The 20104-nt window shown below is 66.0% G+C and carries 15 protein-coding genes; 4 read left to right on the forward strand and 11 right to left on the reverse strand.

Translation table 11 applies throughout. From position 1 onward, the window contains the following. Nucleotides 1-67 precede the first annotated feature (67 nt). Together C6A82_RS20445 and C6A82_RS20450 are read right to left on the reverse strand one after the other, a co-directional pair. Complete coding sequence (locus C6A82_RS20445) at nt 68-3217, reverse strand: AAA family ATPase (protein ID WP_105342073.1); 3150 nt, start codon at nt 3215-3217, stop codon at nt 68-70. Nucleotides 3218-3244: 27 nt separating this feature from the next. Then, the gene (locus tag C6A82_RS20450) at nt 3245-4012 is read right to left on the reverse strand and encodes a class I SAM-dependent methyltransferase (protein ID WP_105342077.1); all 768 of its coding nucleotides are present in this window, start codon (nt 4010-4012) and stop codon (nt 3245-3247) included. Between the two features lie 191 nt (nt 4013-4203). On the opposite strand from C6A82_RS20450, the gene C6A82_RS20455 reads away from it, so the two are divergent. Continuing rightward, nucleotides 4204-5001 carry a FadR/GntR family transcriptional regulator gene (locus C6A82_RS20455; RefSeq protein ID WP_105342079.1) on the forward strand — a complete coding sequence of 266 codons (798 nt, stop codon included), beginning with the start codon at nt 4204-4206 and terminating at the stop codon, nt 4999-5001. A gap of 26 nt (nt 5002-5027) precedes the next feature. Here the strand turns inward: C6A82_RS20455 and C6A82_RS20460 are convergent, their stop codons facing one another. The 5 genes from C6A82_RS20460 to C6A82_RS20480 form a co-directional block, all read right to left on the reverse strand. Continuing rightward, nucleotides 5028-6800, reverse strand: coding sequence for a DUF3556 domain-containing protein (locus C6A82_RS20460; RefSeq protein ID WP_311101433.1), 1773 nt, complete (start codon nt 6798-6800; stop codon nt 5028-5030). Between the two features lie 158 nt (nt 6801-6958). Then, complete coding sequence (locus tag C6A82_RS20465) at nt 6959-8221, reverse strand: WS/DGAT domain-containing protein (protein ID WP_105344944.1); 1263 nt, start codon at nt 8219-8221, stop codon at nt 6959-6961. A gap of 9 nt (nt 8222-8230) precedes the next feature. Continuing rightward, a complete protein-coding gene (locus C6A82_RS20470; RefSeq protein ID WP_105344942.1) occupies nt 8231-9136 on the reverse strand; it encodes an alpha/beta fold hydrolase in 906 nt (301 codons plus the stop codon). A gap of 8 nt (nt 9137-9144) precedes the next feature. After that, complete coding sequence (locus C6A82_RS20475) at nt 9145-9798, reverse strand: hypothetical protein (RefSeq protein WP_233216914.1); 654 nt, start codon at nt 9796-9798, stop codon at nt 9145-9147. Then, entirely contained in the window at nt 9795-10430 is a 636-nt protein-coding gene (locus C6A82_RS20480; RefSeq protein WP_105344941.1) for an Mce protein, read from the reverse strand. The genes C6A82_RS20475 and C6A82_RS20480 overlap by 4 nt, the downstream gene beginning before the upstream one ends. 187 nt (nt 10431-10617) lie before the next feature. Here C6A82_RS20480 and C6A82_RS20485 point away from each other — a divergent pair, with 187 nt between their 5' ends. Continuing rightward, a complete protein-coding gene (locus C6A82_RS20485) occupies nt 10618-11196 on the forward strand; it encodes a TetR/AcrR family transcriptional regulator (RefSeq protein ID WP_105344939.1) in 579 nt (192 codons plus the stop codon). A gap of 6 nt (nt 11197-11202) precedes the next feature. On the opposite strand, the gene C6A82_RS20490 is transcribed toward C6A82_RS20485, so the two are convergent. Both C6A82_RS20490 and C6A82_RS20495 read right to left on the reverse strand, forming a co-directional pair. After that, nucleotides 11203-11676, reverse strand: coding sequence for a VOC family protein (locus tag C6A82_RS20490; protein WP_105344938.1), 474 nt, complete (start codon nt 11674-11676; stop codon nt 11203-11205). Between the two features lie 65 nt (nt 11677-11741). After that, on the reverse strand, nt 11742-12347 hold the full coding sequence (locus C6A82_RS20495) for a TetR/AcrR family transcriptional regulator (protein ID WP_199193760.1): 606 nt from the start codon (nt 12345-12347) through the stop codon (nt 11742-11744). Between the two features lie 106 nt (nt 12348-12453). Here C6A82_RS20495 and C6A82_RS20500 point away from each other — a divergent pair, with 106 nt between their 5' ends. Both C6A82_RS20500 and C6A82_RS20505 read left to right on the forward strand, forming a co-directional pair. Then, on the forward strand, nt 12454-13314 hold the full coding sequence (locus C6A82_RS20500; RefSeq protein WP_105344950.1) for an alpha/beta fold hydrolase: 861 nt from the start codon (nt 12454-12456) through the stop codon (nt 13312-13314). Then, the gene (locus C6A82_RS20505; RefSeq protein WP_105344936.1) at nt 13311-16265 is read left to right on the forward strand and encodes an aminotransferase; all 2955 of its coding nucleotides are present in this window, start codon (nt 13311-13313) and stop codon (nt 16263-16265) included. The genes C6A82_RS20500 and C6A82_RS20505 overlap by 4 nt, the downstream gene beginning before the upstream one ends. On the opposite strand, the gene C6A82_RS20510 is transcribed toward C6A82_RS20505, so the two are convergent. Next, nucleotides 16249-16986 carry a TMEM165/GDT1 family protein gene (locus C6A82_RS20510; RefSeq protein WP_105344934.1) on the reverse strand — a complete coding sequence of 246 codons (738 nt, stop codon included), beginning with the start codon at nt 16984-16986 and terminating at the stop codon, nt 16249-16251. The two genes, C6A82_RS20505 and C6A82_RS20510, sit on opposite strands and share 17 nt — an antisense overlap. Nucleotides 16987-17327: 341 nt before the next feature. Continuing rightward, nucleotides 17328-19946 (reverse strand): LuxR C-terminal-related transcriptional regulator, encoded by a 2619-nt coding sequence (locus C6A82_RS20515; RefSeq protein ID WP_105344933.1) that lies wholly within the window; start codon nt 19944-19946, stop codon nt 17328-17330. Between the last annotated feature and the right edge of the window lie 158 nt (nt 19947-20104).

Below are 20104 nucleotides of genomic sequence, written 5' to 3' on the forward strand. Positions count from 1 at the left end.
CTCGCACAGAGGTCCACTTTGACGGTAGAGGAACTAGGTTTACTAGGTCAACCTACTGGTTGGTGGGTCACACCATGCCGGCCGACCAGGCGATATGGCCCTCAAAGCCGAGGTCATTGGCCATCTTGTGGTACCGGTCGCGGTACTCGCGATAGCCCTGCTCATCGCCCTCGGTCTGTGCCAACAACGCGTGCAACCGCAGCAGCCAGATCTGGTTGAGGACGCAACCGGGTTCGGTCGGCACCGCCGCAAGCTCTGAGATAGCGGCCCGTGCTTCGGACACATCGGCGTGACGACCACGCCGCAGCAGCGCCTCGACGAGCGTCGCGGTTGTCACCGCCAACCACAAGAACTCACCACGCCGCCGGTAACTTTCTAACACTCCACGTACCAACTCGATCGCGCCGTCGCAGTCTCCTCTGCGTGCGCGTTCACGCGCGAGATGTATGTCAACCACGGGCAAGTTGCCCGGGATGCTGTAAAGACCCCGCCGACCGGCGTCGTGTGACTCTTGAAGGAGTCTGAACCCGATGTCGAGGTCAGGACCCCCTCGATGGACGAGCGTAATGCCGCGTGCGGTCCGTGCCATGTCGACGGGGATCTGTTCACCGAAGCGATCCGCGGCCGCTGCGATTCTGGTGATTGTGTCTTCGATGTTCTCGTCTGGGCGCAACACACCGTTCGGTATCGCGTGAAGGTAAACGATCCAAAAGGTCCCGGAACGAAACTCCGGGGCGATCGCTGCCGCCGCTTTGAAGGTTTCGGCGAAGTCCTCTCGCCACCCTGGGAGGCCCATCGCCCACCGTGCTGAACCCCTTATGGCCATGGCGTTCGCGGCGGGAGATACCGAGATGAAAGGTGCCCCGTCGGCTCGGTGCTCAGCAACTTCGATGACGCGACTGGCCAATTCGAGCGTCTCACCGAATTGACCCGAGTCCAGCTTGATGTTCAGGTAGGCGACAGAAAGCGCCAGAGTCAGGGTCGGGTCGTTGATCGAATCGAGCAGCTGCACCAGTTGAGAAGCGAGCGTGGCCGCTTCGCCGAAGCGCCCCTCGAGCTGGTCTGCCAATGCGATACCGGCAAGACCGATCGCCAGAGAGCGCTTGTCCCCCGCGGCCGTACACAGCTCGTTGAGCTCGGTGAACGACTGGTCTGCGTGGCCGCTTCGGATGCGGTACTCGTTGGCGCAGAGGAGAGCGCGCGGTGCAATACGCATCGACACCCTGTCGGGATCATCCTCAGGCAGCAGATCCGCGACTTGACGTGCTCGCATCCAACTTGACTGTGCGGCAGCGAAATTGCGGAAGGTCGACCATGTCGCGGCACGCAAGTGCCAGCCGAAGGCCGCATGGAATTCCCCCGCCGCCTCGAGATGCTGCGCGATCATCGCCGCCTTCTCATCCGTGCCGCCACTCCCTTCGATCGCGGCGGCGAGTCGGCGATGGAGCGCAGCGCGATCGGATTTCAGCTGCGACTCGTATGCGACTGCGCGAGTCAATGGGTGCCGAAACGCGTATTCCGCCGGATCGATGAATGCCACTTGGTCGACGATCTCGGCCGTCACCAGTGGACCGATGTCCGCATCATCGACGAGCTCACTCAATAGCTCGGCGTCGAACCGCAAGCCGATCACCGCTGCCCCGTTGAGGGTCCGCTTGGCAGCCGCGGGCAGACGGTCGATGCGGGCACTGATGGCCGATTGCAGGTTGGCCGGCACGTCGACGTCCTCGACCGATTCAACGACTCTGTAAGCACCTGGTTCGCCGGCCAGCACGCCGCGTTCGGACAGGTCACGCACAATCTCCTCTGCGAAGAACGGGTTTCCGGCGGCACGCCGGGCAACGCGATCGACCAGCTCCGAAACCGACGAGTCACCGCCGACCAACTCCGAGGTCAATGCCGTCGTGTGCGCATCACTCAACGGCCGCAACGCAATGGTCTGCGCACCGGGCACCGCGCTCAACGCCCCGCGGTACTCCGGGCGGTAGGTGATCAGCATCAGCGACGGCACTTGCGCGCTAACGGCCATGAAGTCCGCGAGCATCGATTCACTCGCCGCGTCGATCCAATGCGCATCCTCGATAACGACCACCCTGGGATCACGCTGGGCGAGAGCGGCGTCGTTGACGAGCGCCGTCAACCGCCTGCGCCGCGCATCGGGCCCGACGTCGGGCAGCAGGGTGTTCGGAGCAGCGATACCGAGCAGGTCGTCGACGAGCAGCACGTCTTCGGCGTTGGCCTGCGGCAAAATGGCTCGAATACGCTCCCGCGCCAGGTGGCTGCTCAGCCCGCCGATGCCGGTGGTCGCCCGCAGCAGTCGAGCGATCACGTTGAAAGGGATGTCGGTGGTGTGGGATTCGCAGTACGTGGTGAACACCGGCACCCCGCGGCCCGACGCTTTGGCGACTGTCTCGCGAACGAGGCGGCTCTTGCCGATTCCCGGCGGACCGACGACGGCCACCACGCTTCCCCCACCGTCGACGGCTTCGTCGAGCAGCGCGCTGACGGCGTTGAGCTCCCAGGTCCGTCCCACGAGAGGAGTGTCATTGCGCCGCCGCGCCTCGTGTTCGCCGATGGCGAGCAGCCGTCTGGCAGGCACCGGTTTGTCGACGCCCCTGATGCAAACGGATTCGGGCTCGTCTAGCACGACGATGTTCTCGACCAGGTGTGCGGTTGACTCACTCAGCATCACTCCGCTGGGAGGTGCCGCCGCCTCCATACGCTGTGCGAGCCCGACCTGCTGACCGATCGCCGTGTAACCAGTCCTGCTGGAGCCGATTTCGCCGGCTATCACCTGACCGGAGTTCAACCCGACCCGTAGCCTCAACTCGATACCGTCACGATCGCCGACCTCGGTGGCCAGCTCTCCGGTGCCGCTCTGGATCTCCAGCGCGGCCATGCATGCGCGGAGAGCGTGGTCCTCCAACGCGATAGGGGCGCCGAAGACCGCCATGAGCCCGTCGCCTGTGAACTTGTCGACTGTCCCCCCGAGACGCTTCACCACCGCGGTGGACCGATCGAGCAGTTCGGCCATGATCTCGCGCAATCGCTCAGGCCCAACCGAAGCGGCGATGTCCATTGAACGCGCCACGTCGGCGAACAACACGGTCACCTGCTTGTACTCGGCAAGCTGCGCCGTCGACGACGTCGCCGTCCCGCATTCGCTGCAGAACTTGGCAGTGGGCGACAATTCTGTGCCGCAGGCCGTGCACGCCACACGCGTATGGTTACATCCCTAGCCTGGCTACGCTGGGAGTTTGTCGGTTACCGCGACGAGATAATGGCCGCGGTAACGCAGCCTTCCGTCGTCGGCCTCGTTGACGTCATCGACCCAACGCGCATATGTCTCGCGAACCAACTCGTCGCCAAGCTCGGCCCGCATGGCGATCAATGGCGGAAAGCTGGTCAGCATGAAATCGGCGTAGCTCTGAGGCGACGGCTCGTCGAACTCGACGTCGTGCCGCTCGAATTGAACAGGCTCACCCAACATTTCGCGCACATGTGCTTCGGTTCCCCACAGCAGTGGGGACTGAAAGCCCTCCGGCGGTGGCGGTGATATCTCGCCGAGTCGCTGGAACATTGCGCCGATACTGCCCTCCGGCGTCCAGCAGGCAATCGCGATGCGCCCACCCTTTCGGCATACACGGCGCAACTCGTCAGCTGTCCGCGTGTGATCAGGCGCGAACATGTGCCCGATCGCAGAGATCACGCGGTGGAAGGAGTCATCGTCGAATGGAAGCGACTGCGCATCGCCCTCGAGCCACTCGACCTCGACATTCGCCTCGAGTCCGCGTTCGCGCGCTATTGCGATCAGACCCGGCGAGAAATCCAGGCCGGTGACTCTCGCACCCAGTTGTGCCGCTGCGATGGATGCGTTGCCCGTCCCGCATGCGACGTCGAGGACTGTCGTTCCGGGTTCGATTTCTGCACGCACCACGAGAACGTCGGCGATCGGCGTCACTTTCTCCGCCACCGCCTTGTAGTCGCCGGTCCCCCACATGTCGTCGGTCATGCCGTCAAGGCTTCGCCACTTTCCGACGGCGGTGCCCAATTCCGCAATCTTCCGCTCGAGAGACTGGCCGAATCGCACGTGCGGCTCGCCGGAGCCCTGAGTGCAAGTACCGTTAGTCCGGATATGCAACATGGTTTACTGAGTTGTACACCTGGCACACCGGCCGGTATCGACGTCTCATGGGAGTGGTGGTGGCCCGTAGCACGCCGTTGGCGCCGATGATCGGCCCCGACGCGGTCCCGTCTGCCGCAGGCGCGCCGATCCGCTCGCCCAAGACCGCGGAACTGGTCGCAGGGACACTGCGCCGCATGGTCGTCGACGGCCAGCTGAAGGAGGGCGACTACCTGCCCAACGAGGCCGAGTTGATGGCGCATTTCGGCGTCAGCAGGCCGACGCTGCGCGAGGCCGTCCGAGTACTCGAGTCCGAGCGGCTGGTCGAGGTACGGCGCGGCTCGCGCACCGGCGCCCGTGTGCGGGTGCCCGGCCCCGAGATCGTCGCCCGCCCCGCCGGTCTGCTGCTCGAACTGTCGGGCGCGACCATCTCCGATGTGATGACCGCCCGCTCCGGCATCGAGCCGATGGCGGTGCGCCTGCTCACCGAGGCTGGCTCCACTGAGGCGTTCGACGAACTCGACCGCATGCTCGACGAGGGCATCCCCGCCGGATGGCAGTCGGGCCGCCTTGCCGAGACGACGGGCGAGTTTCACCGCAGGCTGGTCGAGCTGTCCGGCAATGCGACGCTCGGCATGATGGCAGGCATGCTGCACGAGATACAGGTGCGGCACATGGCTTTCGTGTTCAAGGAACGCAGACCCGTGTCGAAGCCCGACTACGACAAGGTGATGCGGTCCTATCACCGGCTGATGGAGTTCATGCGCTCAGGCGACGGCGCCGCCGCGGAAGCGCACTGGCGCAAACACCTCGACACGACCCGCAACCTGCTGTTGAAAGGACTCGAGAGCGTCAAGGTCCGCGACGTGGTCGGCTAAGTCCTCGATTCTGCGGGGAGATCGCGTTATTGCGTCGAGTTGCGATCTGTCCGCAGACTCGACGCATCCTCCGAGGACCATTCGACGTGCACGGGGATGTCGTCGGTCCACGGTTGACCCGTCACCATATCGGCGACGTTGACATAGCCTCGCTCGAATTCTCCTGTGGCGGCGTCGACCAACCGGTATCTCTGCCGCTGTTGATGGATCGGCTGGGCGTCCAGCAGGATGACGCGCACCTCTCCCGGTTCGAAGTGGCAGCGCTCGTGCATCGCATCGATCAACTGCTCGTTGTGCATGTGCCCGTCGCCGAAGTTCCATCCGACCGCGGTGCTGCACAGTCGCTCGCCCTCGGTGATGACGTAGTCATCCTCGTTGCGGCCCGCCAGCGCGTTGTGCACCAGCGTAAGCAACGCCTTGCCGTGAGAGTTGAACCCGCGGAACGCATAACCCTTGTAGAGGTAGATCATCGCCTGCTCCTCGCTCCCGTAGAACTTCTGGAGCTGAGAGGCGGGCATACTCGCGATCGCGACCAGGCCGCGCTCGATCTTCTCGTTCGCCGACGGCTTGATGCACCACCACGACGTATCCCAGTTACCGGCGTAGTACCGCATCCCCGGCAGGAAGGAGATCTTGCGGGGGAACACGTTTCCGAGCGCCACGATCGTCGCGAGCACGGCGAACAGCACGACCGGAAGCGGCGTCGTCAAATCTGACAGACCGACTTCGGCGTGGCCGACGAAAAGCGCTATCACCGAGAACATCATGAAGACGTTCCACTCCAGCGGCACGCCCATCGGAATCGCCGACAGGATGCCGAAGTGGAAGCACAGCATCACGAATGCGGCGATCGCCGTCGGCCAGCCGCCGTGCGAGAACAGCAGCGCCAGCGGCACCAGCATCTCGACCGCGGTACTGAAGTGCGCGATGAAGCGCGACACCCGGCCCGGTCGCAGGTCGTCGGGGAAGTTCTCGAAGAACCTGCGCTTGAGCCACTTGGTGCGGATCAGCGGATTGTTCGACATCATCGTCGAGATCACAAACGGAAAGTGTTTGTTGAGCTTTGACGTCGCCGCGCCCATCCAGATCGCGACGCACACCAGCTTGCACGCAATGATCATGTCGACCCCGTAGCCGGCGAGCAGGAATGCGACGGTGAACGATCCATACACCTCGCCGCGGGCAGCCAGGAAGATCACCTTGTCCCGCAGACCCGCCACCGCGAGCAGCCCCAGAACCGCCCAGATCTGCCACATCGGCAGCACACCGATCTCGGTACCCAGCGCGGGAAGAGGACCGGTTCCGTCAGAGAACAGCGCGATGACAAGCACCACCAGCAGCGCCCCGTACAGCGCGACGTCGATGGGCGAGCGGGCGGTGCCCTTGGTCAAGGGCACCCGGTCGGGCCACGGAGGCAGCCGAATGGTCCTGGGCCGCAACCAATAGAGGATCGATCCCAGTGGTGGGAAAAACCTGTTGTTCAGCGGCCCGAAGCCGCAGCCCAGGCCCACGACTTCGAACAGCATCGTGTAGAGCACGACCTTCTCGAACACGATCGGCTCGGTCCACCACTGGCCGACCTCGGTGAAGCCGTCGACGCCCTTGGTGGCGAGGGCGAACATCCAGCCACCGAGTATGTAGAGCAGGATCTTGACGACATAGAACAGGTGCATCACGACCGGCGTGCCGAAGCCGACCTCGGCCCAGTGCCGTGCCATCGGACGGATCTTCTCCGAGCGGCTGCCCTTGACCCATTCCGCGAAGTCGACGACGGGCATATCGGGCTTCAGGAATCCCATGGCCTCACAGACTAGAACGTGTTCTAGCCTCGCGCGTCGATTCGGTCATCGCCGGTGCCACTGAACGGCCGCCCAGCCGCCGTCCACGCTGAGCACCGCACCGTGGAGGTTCGCGGCGTCGTCGCCGGTCAGGAAGGCGACAGAGTCGGGCACGGCGTTCATCCTGGCAGCGCGGCATCGAGTCGCGCCACATAGTCGTCGACGTCGCCGACCGCCGACTCCGCGGCATGCACGCTTACGGCGATGGTGTCACCGATTCCGTGCACGCCGTGCCCGAGGCCCATCATCGGCGACAACGCCGGGTATCCGGCGGTCATCGCGACCGGTGCTCCGCCGAAGTGCAGATCCGCCGCTCCCCTGTTGACGCTGGACACGACGGTGTTGCCGGTGACGACAGGCGAACGCAGGCCCGGATCGAATTGCGCCACACCCCAGCGCAGCACCGGCGCGGGGACCGCCGCGAACGCTCGGCTGGCGGCCCGCATCGCGGGGTGTTGCGCACGGCGACGGCGATCAGCGAGGTCGGCGGCGATTCGTGTCGCGCGCTCGTGGAGGCTCAGCTCGGGATACAGCCCGACACCGACATTGCCGTAGTGGTTGTTCGCCTCTCGTGCAGTGGTTTTCGCCATCGGCACCTCGACCCCCAGCGTCGACGGGTCGTCGCCCAGGTCCCGCAGCTGAGCCGACAGCGCCGTGGACACCGCGCACAGCACGCCGACGGTCACGGTCGGGCCGGACAGTCGGTCACGGCGCCTGATGAGGGTGCGCACGCTGCGCAGACCCGCAGGCCGTGCATTGCTGCGCAGAGCGGGCCTTGTAGGCGCCTGCGGAGGCACCAGGCCCGCGTCGGTATCGCGGACCAGCTGACGGTGTGCGCGGGCAGCGACGAGGCTTCGCCAGGGCAGCGTGACGCCGCGCAGCCGCGGTGTGGGCACCGGCGCGATGTCGACCTCTCGACCGAACAGTCGCGCCGCCAGCGCTGATGACCTGACGCCGTCGGCGAAGGCGTGCGACATCTGCACGACGGCCACCGTGCCCGGTCCCGCGACGGTGGGTACGCCGTCGACAGGGGTGAAGACGTGGACTCGCCAGGGCGACGCCCGCGGGTCGAGTTTATGGTCGGCGAGGCTGCTGACGGCCGCCAGGCAGGCCGCCCAGCTGTTATCCCCGAGCGCATGCACCGTGATCCGGTCTGCGTCGATGGAGCCGCCGACCCATGCCGGATAGGTCAGCGCGCTGCCCTCGTGTATGTGCAGACGAAGCTCCGCACAGTCGGCGGCCCGGGCGCGAATGACTTCGATGGCCTGTTCGAGATCGGCTGGCACTCCGGCGAATCCGTACAGCAGGAACGCGTCGTTGGGTACCTTCGCTGACATCCAGTACGACTGGGCATCGACCGCGGCAAGCCGGCGCACCGTCATGACCTGCGGTCAGACTCGCCCGATGAAGTCGACGATGTGGCCCGCGACCACATCCGGCTGCTCCAGCTGCAGGAAGTGCCCCGCTCCCTCGACCACGAAAGCGTCTCCGTCGGGAGGAAGTATCCGCTCGACCCAGGCGATGTAATCCGGCGCCATACAGCCGTCGTCGTCCCCGTGCAGGTACAGGAAGGGCACCATCGGCTGCTTCATGAACAGCGAATGGAATTCCGCGTATTCGTCGGGCGGCTTGGTGCGGCGGAAGTTCTGCCGGTACATGGTGATTGCGGCACGCCAGTTCTCCGGCGCGCCGATCGCATCCTCGACGAGCCGCGCGTCCTCGTCGACCTCGTCGTAGCCCGGCGACCACTGACGCCACAGAATCGGCACCACGTGGGATGCCGAAAGCTCGGGGAGCCAAGGGAGTTGGAAGTACATGATGTACCAGCTGCGAAGCAGTTGCCTGGGTATCTGGGCCACCAGCCTGATTTGGTCGGGCGCCCGGCCCCACGGCTGGAATGCGGCGAACGGCGGCACCGACATGATCACCGACTTGGTGAACGGGCTGTCGGGCAGTGCGGCGAGGCCGGCGGCGGCCATCGCGCCCCAGTCGTGTCCGATGACGACGTCGCGGGCGGTGGGGCCGGCCGCTTCCAGCACCTGTAACGCATCGTCCATCAGTGCTCCGACGTGATAGCTGCCGTCGGCAGGTATCGACGACGGCGCATATCCGCGCATGTACGGGGCCACCACCCGCCAGCCCGCGTCGACGAGCTGCGGAACCACTTTTCGCCAGCCACGGGCAGTATCAGGAAAGCCATGCAGGCACAACGCGATCGGCGCGTCTGTCGGCCCCCACGTCAACGCGCGCAGTTGGACCGAGGGAGTCGCAACGTCGATCCATCCGGGCTCGTCCATGACGGCGGCTACACCGGTTCGAACTGTGAGATCAGCCAGCGATCGCCCGTTCTGTCCAGCGTGATGCGGACACTCGACGCGGTGTCGGTTGGCGTGCCGTCGCCGACGGTCACGGTCTGGTTGACGAACAGCAGCACGACCGCGTGGCCGGGATTGGCCGATACCGACGCCGCGGCGGGCACGGTGGCCACCGCGGCGATCTGCTTCTCCTTGGCGCCGGGAATCACGACGTTGGTGATCAGGTCGGTGTACTGATTCCGAAATTCACCGGTGACCCTGTCCCGCGCGGACGTCAACTGCTGCTCGACGGTGTCGGGCTCGTAAGAGAGCAACGCAACGGTGCTGTCCTTCGCGGCCTGTATCGCTTGCTCGCTAGCGGCGTTGCTGTCGCGCACACCCGAGTCCACGAACTTCAGCACACCGGCGCAGATCGCGAGCAGCAACGCGACCGCGGGCAGCAGACCGAAGGCGACGATCCGTGACCAGTCGCGTTCGCGCCCGGGCTCGGCGAACGTGGCGACCGCGGCCTCGTCCTCGGCGGTGAGAACGGGTGCGTCGGCCGCCGCGTGCCTGCCCCGCACTTCGGCTGCGTCGTCGTCGGTGGCCAGCCGAGCCGCGGAGTCCTCGACCGTCTCTTCGGTCGCGTGCTTGTCATCGGTCACGATACGAACCTCACGTTGGCCACCTTCGCTTCGTCGCCGACCTTCTGCACCGTGATCCGCATCCGCCAGGCGCGTGGCTCCTGTTCGGCCGCACCGGCGTTGGAGGTCCTCACGGTTACCGCGACGAGCACCTCTGCCCCGTCCTCGTTCTCGGTTTCCACCCCCGCTTCGGCGATGGTGCCGACGGATTTCGACTTCGCCTGCTTGACCACCTCCTTGAACGGCTGTGCCCGCGCCTCGAAATCGTCGTAGAACGTGCCTGTTGATGAGTCCAGCACCCGCTGCACGTCCTCGTCGGCATGTTCGAAGTCGATCGTGGTCAGGTTCAACGCCGCCTGCCGGCCGACCTGGAGATACAGGTTGCGCTCCTGCGCGGCCGTGTACGACTGGTAGGTGCGAAACCCGAGCCATCCGCACAGTGCCGCCAGCGCGACCACGGCAGCCAGCCCGAGAGTCGTGGCGAGCCGCACATGCGACATCGGAGTCTTGGCGGGCGCTACGTCGTCCACCCCATCGGCGGCGGCATCGTCCTCGGTCTCGGTCTTAGCGCCGTCGTCGTCGGCATCGGCCCTGTCGCTCGCCGCCGACGCCTCCTCGCTCAGTCGCCCGTCAGGGGCAGCATCGTCTGCCATGTTCGCTCCTCCGTGGCGCGACGGGCCGTCGCGGCCTGCGTCTTCGCGCGCTAGTCGGGTCCAAACTACGTGCCGGAAGCTGGAAAGTTCCCGGCGGCCACGCCCGCAGACGAGAAATCGAACAACCTCGGGTGATTCCTCTAGAACAAAGTTCCAGGAATCGAGTGGACTGCGCTAGCTTGTTTCCATGACGACGCCGACGCGGCGTTGGGCCAGGACCGACGCCACGCAGCAGCGCATCCTCGACGCCGCGACCGAGGTCTTCCGCACCCGGGGTTTCTCGGCGGCGACGATGGCCGACATCGTCGAGCGGTCCGGGGCGAGCATCGGCAGCATCTACCACCACTTCGGCGGCAAGAGAGAGTTGTTCCTGGCGATCTACGACCGCCTGTCAACCGACGTCGAGCTCCGCTTGGCCGAGGCCGCGTCAACGGCTGACGACCTCGACAGCCAGGAGGCGTTCGCCGTACATGTGCGCGCCTACCTCACCGCGATCTGGGAGAACCGGCAGGCGGCGATGATGATGGCCTCCGGCGATGTCCCCGTCGACTTCGAACACCTGCGGCGAAAGAACACGCTCACGTTTTTCGATCGATGGATGGGCGTGCTCGATGTCGACTCGACGAAGCGCGGCCAGCTGCTGTCCCGCGTACTGATCGCGATCCTGTCGGAGGCGTCGTTGATGGTGGCCGCATGCGACAAGGTCGCCGACGTCGAGCCGATCAGCGACGCCACCGTCGAGTGGATCGCACGACTGCGGACCTGACCGGTTTCAGAGGTTGGCGACAGCCGATTCCAGGTCGGCGATGACGATCTTGCGCATGCCCTGCATCGCCTTGTCGGCGGCCGCCGCGCGCGCCGGGTCAGGATCGGAAGTCAACTCGAGCAGCCGGTCCGGGCAGATCTGCCAGCTCAGCCCGAAGCGGTCCTTGAGCCAGCCGCACTGTGACTCCTCGCCGCCGTCGACGAGCCGGTCCCAGTAGTAGTCGACCTCGGCCTGATCCTTGCAGTGCACCATGAACGACACCGCTTCGTCGAAGTGGAAGTGGGGACCACCGTTGATGCCCATGAACCGCGTGCCGTCCAGCTCGAAGTAGCCCCATAGCACCTCACCCGGATCGCCGCCGCCCTCATCGGTGCCCCTGTAGAACTCGCCGACCGAGGAGTTCGGGAAAATCGCAGCGTAGAACGCGGCGGCCTCGGTGAGATTGTTGTCGAACCACAGACAGGGGGTGATGGCGGGCATGCGGGCGTCCTCTCCAACGGCGATCAGCTACACACAGGCAGACTCCGCCACCCGCCGAAACTCATCTAGCGGGCGCCGGCCGCACCCAACGCCCGTAACGCGAAGTCGAGCACCCGCGCGCGGGCGCGCTGCAGATCCTCGTCGCTGCCGGCTCCCGAGATCGTCAGTTCCCGACTGACGATCGCGCTGATCGCGACCGCATCTGTATGCGGTCGCGCCAGCGGGAAGGAGCCGTCGTCGCGTCCGCGCGCGAGGACCCGTTCCAGCGACCGTTCCCGGTCGGCGTGCAGGCGCTCGCGCATGTCCCGGTAGCCCTTGGCGGCGCGCACCTCGTCGGAGTCGATAACGGTGAGGTGCATACGCAGCTCGGGATCGTGGGCCAGGACGAACATCATCTCGACCCACGCCGTCAGCTGCTTGACCGGATCGCCGGGCAGTTCCTCGGCGATGCGGTCAAGCCGATCGGTGAGCGCATCGGCCTCCTGCCGCAGCATCGCCAGGAACAGCTCGTCCTTCGAGGCGAAATGGCGGTAGAACGCCCGGGTGGAGAGCCCGGCGCGCTCGAGAATCGCCGCGACCGGGATGGGGCCGCTGTGCGCTTCAGACAGGCAGCGGTACGCGGCGTCGATGATGCCCTGGCGGTCATCGAGGTTCGGCGAATCGGGCTGCACGTTCGCAAATTGTAGGGACGGCCATCCGGCGACATTTCTCACCATCGGTGAAAGGGACAATTTTCCGCTGGGTAACGTGAGCGCGGGGTTTGTCGAAGGGACGTCGGTGAGCACTGGACACAGCGGATCACAAACGGTGAAGTTTCGGGGTGCCGACGACCTCACCCTGATCGCAGACGAATGGAATCGCGGACCGGCGGCGGCTGATCGGCCGTCTGTTCTGTTCCTGCACGGCGGTGGACAGAACCGGTACTCGTGGAAAAGCACCTGCCAGATCCTGGCCGACGACGGCTTACACGTGATCGCGCTCGATTCGCGCGGTCACGGCGACAGCGACCGCGCACCCGATGCCAACTACTCCGTCGACGCGCTGTGCGCCGACACGCACTCGGTGCTCGACCAGATCGGACGGCCGACGATTCTGATCGGGGCGAGCATGGGCGGGATGACGGCCATGCCCGTCGCGCACGAAGCGGGACCGGAGAAGGTGACGAAGCTGGTCCTCGTCGACGTCGTGCCGCGATACGAGAAGGACGGCAGCGCCCGCATCCGCGAGTTCATGGCGAGCGGTCTGAACGGGTTCGAGTCACTCGACGAGGCCGCCGACGCCGTCGCCTCGTATCTTCCGTACCGGACAAAGCCGCGCAGTCCGGAGGGACTGAAGAAGAACCTGCGGTTGCGCGACGGGCGCTGGTTCTGGCATTGGGATCCGGCCTTTCTAACTGTGCCTGCCGACGACAAATTCGTCCGGGTCGCGAAGCTGGAGCAGGCTGTCATGTCGTTGACCATCCCGATCCTGTTGATCAGGGGCAGGCTGTCGGATGTGGTCAGCGAGGCAGGCGTCGATGACTTCCTGGCCAAGGTCCCCGATGCCGAGTTCGTCGAGCTGTCGGATGCCGGTCACACCGCCGCCGGCGACGACAACGACGCGTTCAGCGACGTCGTCGTGGAGTTCGTCAACCGGTGAGCACGTCGCGCCGCACGGTCGGCTTCAACTTTCTCGAAGAGCCGGAGCTGCCGGGCCCCCAACTGTCCGAGGCGCAGGCGGAGCAGATCGTCGAGAAGCACTACGGGATATCGGCACGAGCGAAATTGCTCGGCAGCAACCAGGACTGCAACTTCGTCATCCACGGCACCGGCGACGTCATCGGCATCCTGAAGATCGCCAACCCGGCCTTCAACGCAACGGAATTGGACGCCCAGGATGCCGCGGCCGACCTGATCGCCGAAACCGAGCCGTCGCTGCGGATCGCCGTGCCGATGCCGAACCTGGCCGGTGAGAAGTGCACAGCGATCACGGGTCTGCTCGACACGACCGCGTATGCCCGCCTGCTGCAATACCTGCCGGGTGGAACCCTGTACGAATCGGGCTACCTGCCTCCGGCGGCCGTCGCGGGCCTCGGCGAGGTGGCGGGCCGGGTGAGTCGCGCGCTGGCCGGATTCGACCATCCCGGACTCGACCGCGCCCTGCAGTGGGATCTGCGCTACGGCGCAGATGTCGTCACCCAACTGCTTTCCCACGTCAGTGATCCGGGGCGAAGGGCGGCAGTCGAGCAGGCGGTTGCGGTCGCCTGGTCGCGGATCGCTCCACTCGCCGACAGTCTGCCGCGGCAGGCGACTCACCTGGACCTGACCGATGCCAACGTCGTCGTGACCCGCGGGTCGGGTGGGGCCGCATGCCCCGACGGCGTCATCGACTTCGGCGACCTGTCGCACACCTGGGCGGTGTCCGAACTGGCGATCACCGTGTCGTCGGTCCTCGGTCACGCCGGTAGCGATCCGACCTCGATCCTGCCCGGCGTGAGGGCCTTTCACGCGATCCGGCCGCTGAGCGCAGACGAGGCCGAGGCGCTGTGGCCGCTCTTGGTGCTGCGCACCGCCGTGCTGATCGTCAGCGGCGCACAACAGGCCGTCCTCGACCCCGACAACGCGTACGTCACCGAGCAGACCGAGGGCGAGATCCGGATGTTCGAGCAGGCCACCTCAATTCCGGTCGATGTGATGACCGCACTGATCAAGGCGGACCTCGGGCTCGCGGACGAGCCGGAGCCCGTGTCGGTGGACGCGCCCCTCATCGAGGGACTCAACCTCGACGCGGTGGTGACGTTGGACCTGTCTCCACAGTCGGATGCGTACGACTTCGCTTTCGAAGCCGGTGGGTGGCTCCGGCCAACTGTCGAAGATGAATTGGCAAGGGAGGCAGTCGATAACGGCGCCGCACTCGTTGTCACCCGCTTCGGTCAGCCTCGAATGAGGTACGCGCCGCCGCTGAGTCAGGACAGTCCCAACGTCGTGCCGACGGGCATCAGCATGTGGTCTGCAGCGGACACCCGTCTGGTGGCGCCATGGGACGGCGAGGTCGTCGACACTCCTTGGCACGGCGTCGCGCTGCGCGGCGGCGACTACGAGCTGCTGCTGTCCGGCGTCGCCCCGGTCGCGACTGCCGGCGCCCGAGTGCGCGCAGGCAATCCTCTCGCCGGACTCTCCGCTGGCCGGTGGGCCAAGGCGCGTGTCCAGCCCGTCGATGTTTCCGCCGCGCCGCGTCTGACGACTGCTGAACTCGCGACCGGATGGCTGGCGCTGTGCCGCGACCCGCGTCAGGTGTTGGGGCTTCCCGCCCTGCCCGGCACGCCCCGCGACGACGACTTGCTGGCCCGGCGCGACGAAAGCTTCGCACCCGTGCAGGAGCACTACTACGCCAGGCCGCCGCGGATCGAGCGCGGCTGGAGGCACTTCCTCGTGTCGACGGCAGGCCGTTCCTACCTCGACATGGTCAACAACGTCACGGTTCTCGGCCACGCCCACCCGAGAGTCGCCGACACCGCGGCACGTCAACTGCGGAAGCTGAACACCAACTCGCGATTCAACTACGGGGCTGTGGTGGACTTCAGCGAGCGGCTCGCCGCCATGTTGCCCGAACCACTGGACACGGTGTTCCTGGTGAACTCCGGTTCGGAGGCAAGTGATTTGGCGCTGCGGCTCGCGATGGCCGCCACCGGAAGATGTGACGTCGTCGCGGTGCGCGAGGCGTACCACGGGTGGACCTACGGCACCGATGCCGTGTCGACGTCGGTGGCTGACAACCCGAACGCGCTTGCGACCCGGCCGGATTGGGTGCACACCGTGGAATCGCCGAACAGTTTCCGCGGCAAGTACCGCGGCGCTGACGCCGACCGTTATGCGGTCGACGCGGTAGCCCAGATCGAGGGCATGATCGCCGATGGGCGTGCACCGGCGGGCTTCATCGCCGAATCGGTGTACGGCAACGCGGGCGGCATGGCGCTGCCGGACCGCTACCTCGAGCAGGTGTACGCCGCGGTGAGGGCCGGAGGTGGACTTGCCATCGCCGACGAGGTTCAGGTCGCCTACGGCCGGTTGGGTAACTGGTTCTGGGGATTCCAACAACAGAACGTCGTGCCCGACATCGTCTCCGTCGCGAAGTCGACCGGCAACGGCTCGCCGCTCGGGGCGGTGATCACCAGCCGCGACATCGCCGAGAGGTTCCGCAGCCAGGGTTACTTCTTCTCGTCAACCGGCGGGAGCCCGTTGTCGTGTGCGATCGGTATCACCGTCCTCGACACGCTGCGCGACGAGGGTCTGCAGCAGAACGCCGCGGAGGTCGGCGCACACCTGAAGGCGAGACTGCAAGGGCTGCAGGACAAATACCCGATCATCGGCACCGTGCACGGTATCGGGCTGTACCTGGGTGTCGAGATGGTCCGCGACAGGGACACCCTGGAGCCGGCCGTCGAGGAGACCGCGGCGATCTGCAACCGCATGTTGGAGCTCGGTGTGGTGATTCAGCCGACCGGCGACCACATGAACATTCTCAAGACCAAGCCGCCGTTGTGCATCGACGTCGAAGCCGCCGACTTCTATGCCGACACCCTTGAGCTGGTGCTCACCGAGGGGTTCTAGCGGCTGCCTGCGCTTCTTCGTCCAGCGTCGGCTCAAACGGCGCGGGCCGCATCACCGCCGGCCGCCTCCGCTCCGGCAGTGAGCGCAGAAGCGCTCCGAGGACCGATACGACACCGATCGAGATCACGATCATGGCCGCGGCCGGCAAACCGGGCACGAGGCCGTCGAGCAGCATGAAGACGCCGAAGACGACGAACAACGCAGCGGCTACGAGCTGGATGAGCCGCTCGGGGAGGTGCTTACCTGCGATGGCACCGACCAGAATGGCCAGAGCGTCGGCGACCACCATCCCCAGCGTCGAGCCGATCCAGACGCCCACCCAGTCGTTGTCGGCGGCGAGTGTGATCGTCGCGAGCATCGTCTTGTCGCCGAGCTCGGCGAGCACGAAGGCGGACGTGACCGCGAAGAACGCCGGTGCGGTCGACCGCTGCGCGCGCGTCGCCTCGTCGTCGGAAAGGCTGTCGCCCCTCAGCGTCCACACCCCGAACAGGACGAACGCCACCCCGGCGAGGATGCCGAGCAGGTGCGTCGGCAGCGCCGCGCCCAGATAGTGGCCGACCGCGACCGAGATCAGGTGAACAGCCGTGGTCGCGACCGTGATGCCGCCAAGAACCACCCACCAGCGGTGACGTAGTGCGAACGTCATGGCCATCAACTGGGATTTGTCACCCAGTTCGGCGACGAATATGACGGCGAAGCTCAGCAGCAGAGCTGCGAACACCTGTTCTCCTCGGTCGGAGGCTGTGGATCGGAGGATTGTGGGGATGCCTCCGGCCGACAACCTGAAACGGTTCACGGCCGAAGGTCTCGCCCACCGGCCTCTCGGCCGGTTCGGGAACCGGGTCCAGCAGGACCAGTGTGTCGATCACCCGATTGGGGGCTACTCCCCTTCGCTGAAAACGATGTTACCGAAACCCCCGCCGCCTCCGCAACTCGGCGTCATCGAAAAACCCTCTGTCGCAATAAGTTTGAACAGCCCGTTTACGATTATTCGGGTACCCGTAAATCCGCGGCAGTGTTGCCGGAGTTAGTAGCTCGCCCGTCCTGTCCGGCCGCGGGGACTCAGTCCGTGGCTGCCGGACCTCTGCGGATGATGGCGGCAAGCTCCTCGCGCGAATTGGCGCCGACGCGCTGGCACGCGCGATACAGATGACCCTCGACACTGCGGACCGACATGATGAGCCGTTTCGCGATGTCCTTGTTGGACAATCCGGCGACGGCCAACTCGACGATCTCGCGTTGCCGCTCGGTCAGCGGATGACCGGTCGGGCTCCGCAGCGCAGGCGTGCTCAGCCCGCCGCATTCATCGGAGAGCCCCTGCGCGATCGCCGCGGCGTAAAGCCGACGTCGACGCAGCTGACTGTGCGAGAACGCGACCGCCGCCTGCGCCGCGGCATCGGCGGCGGCAGCCTTGTCACCGAGCGCCTGATACTCGTTCGAAGCTGCCAGCAGTCCCTCGCCATCCCTGGCTGCCAGCGCCTCCACATGCCGCGCGACGGCATCGGCCAGCGGCAGCGACAACTCACCCGCGAGTTCGCGCGCCCGGTCCACCGTGGAGGCATCGCCCCACTGGGCCGCCACCTGGACACATACCAACTCGTGGGTCGGCTGACCGCGCTCGCGGGCCTTCGCGGCCGCGTCAAGGACCGTCGTCACCGCATCGGACAGGTATCCGCCCGCCGCAAGCGACCAGCCGGTCGCGACCGCCAGCGCGGTGTGCATGTAAACGTAGGTGTCGGGCACGTTGGCGCGGGCCTCTTCGAGTGCCGCATTCGCCTCGGCCGACTGGCCCAGTTTGGCGTGCGCCTCGGTCAGCGCGAAACAGGTCGCCGGACGCAAACCCGTTGTGATTCCGTGATGTTCGACGCCGGCAAGTGCTTCGTGCAGCAGCTTGACCGCACCCGCCAGATTTCCGCGCATGAGATCGGACTGGCCCAAAAGGAACACCAGGTTCGCGTAGGCGAGCCCTGGCACGTCGTTGACGGAGTCGGCCATCTGCTTGGCGAGCTTCGCGCAGTCGTCGATGCGGCCGGTCAGCCTGCAGGCGCGGGCGTAGACGCCACCGAACCAGAAGCGCAGATGTGCGGTCTGAAATGACGTCGACGCCCTCTCGAGGGCCCGGTCGGCGACGGCGGTGAGTTCGTCTCCTCGACCCAGTGCGCCAAGCGCCATCGCCAATGCGAACGACGCCATCATTGCGTGGAAGTCGCCGAGCTGTTGGGATTCCAGTGCCGCGGTCGCCTTTTCGGCGGCGCGCTCGCACTGGCCGTAGACGGCGTCGACGCAGGCCTCCACTGCAATTCGAGATGCCTGTTCGGTCGGTGTCTCCGCATCTGCGGTCAGCCCTTCGAGGATGGCTGCGGCGTCAGCAGGCCTGCCAAGAGTCCAGATCAGGTTGGCGGCACGCACAGTCGACCATCGGTGGGCGTCCTCCTTGCCCTCGGCGGTGATCTCCTTGAGAAACTTCTCGGCATCGTCGCCTCGACCGCGCAGCACCAGGTTCATGGCCTGAACGCCCGGTGCTTCCGTGGCGCCCGCCGACACCGCGGCTGAGGCGAATCGCTCCGCCAGGTCGAGATCGAGCAGCGTCATCGCAAAACGTGCCGCGTCGACGAAGAGGTCGGGATCGGGCGGCAGATCGGACTCGAGCGTGAGAAGTGCGCGCCGCACCGTGGATTGCATGTCCGCGTCGGGCTTTTCGCTTAGCCCAGCGGCGAGCTTGCCGCGAATCCGCGACAGGTACATCTCGCCCGCGCCCGCCCGCCGGAGTTCACCGTAGAGCGGGTGCGCCAACCGCGCCATCAGTTCATTGCCCGAGCGCTCCACGTTGACCAGCCGCATCTGCTCGGCGGTCTCCAGGTCGGTGCGTTCAGCCACCGTGGACAGCACGTCGACGGCCAACGGCTCACACTGCGACAGCGTGTCGACGACCAGAGCCACCCCGTCGGAGAGCTCGCCCAGTTGCCGACCCACCATGTCGGTGATGTTCTGCGACACCGCAACTCGCTCGTCCCACATCCATACCCCCGCGACCTGGCGCATCCTGCCCGCGGCCACCTGGTCGCTGAGAAGTTGGCGCAGGAACAGGGCGTTGCCCCCGGTGAGCTTGCGGAACCGTTGCGCGCTGCGGGCGTCGACCGGGCCGTCGAGGGTCGTCTCGATCAGGCTGCGGGTCCCCGTCTCCGACAGCGGCGCAAGGTCGAGGCGCGCCAGCAGACCGTCCTTCCACAACGCCGTGACGGCGTCGGGTTCGGCTTCGCCGGTGCGCACGGTGACGATCAGTCGCGGCCCACGCGTCTGGGCGAGTTGGTGCACGACGTGTGCGGACAGTCCGTCCAGCAGATGAGCGTCGTCGACACCGATCAGAACTTTGCCCTGACGCTGGTGCGCGACAAACGAATTGATCAGACGACCGATATCGGGCATGGAATGGGATGCCGCTTCGATGATGGATCCCGTGAAGGCGCCCAGCGGTAGAGGGCGGGCGGACTCCGTTCCGGTGATCCAGTTCGTCCGTTCACCTGCGGCCTGCGCGCGGGTCAGCACCTCGCGGGCCAGCCGCGTCTTGCCGACTCCGGCCGCACCGTAGATCACGACGCCGCAGTGATTGCCCGCCCCACTCAGCGCGCGACGAATCGTCCCCAGTTCGCTATCGCGCCCCGTCAGCAGATCGCCGGTCATGTCACCGCCTCCGCCCAGCCATGCGCCCCTCCCCCGGTCATGGACTGTTTTACGCGCTAAGCATAGGTCTCCCGGGTTGCCGACGCAGCTAATTGACGACGCAATCAATGCTTCGCTGCGTCCGGAAGGCCGATGCCCCAGGCGAGACGCCCTTCTAT

Origin of the sequence: Mycobacterium sp. ITM-2016-00318, from assembly GCF_002968285.2 — a bacterium.
Lineage (GTDB): Bacteria > Actinomycetota > Actinomycetes > Mycobacteriales > Mycobacteriaceae > Mycobacterium.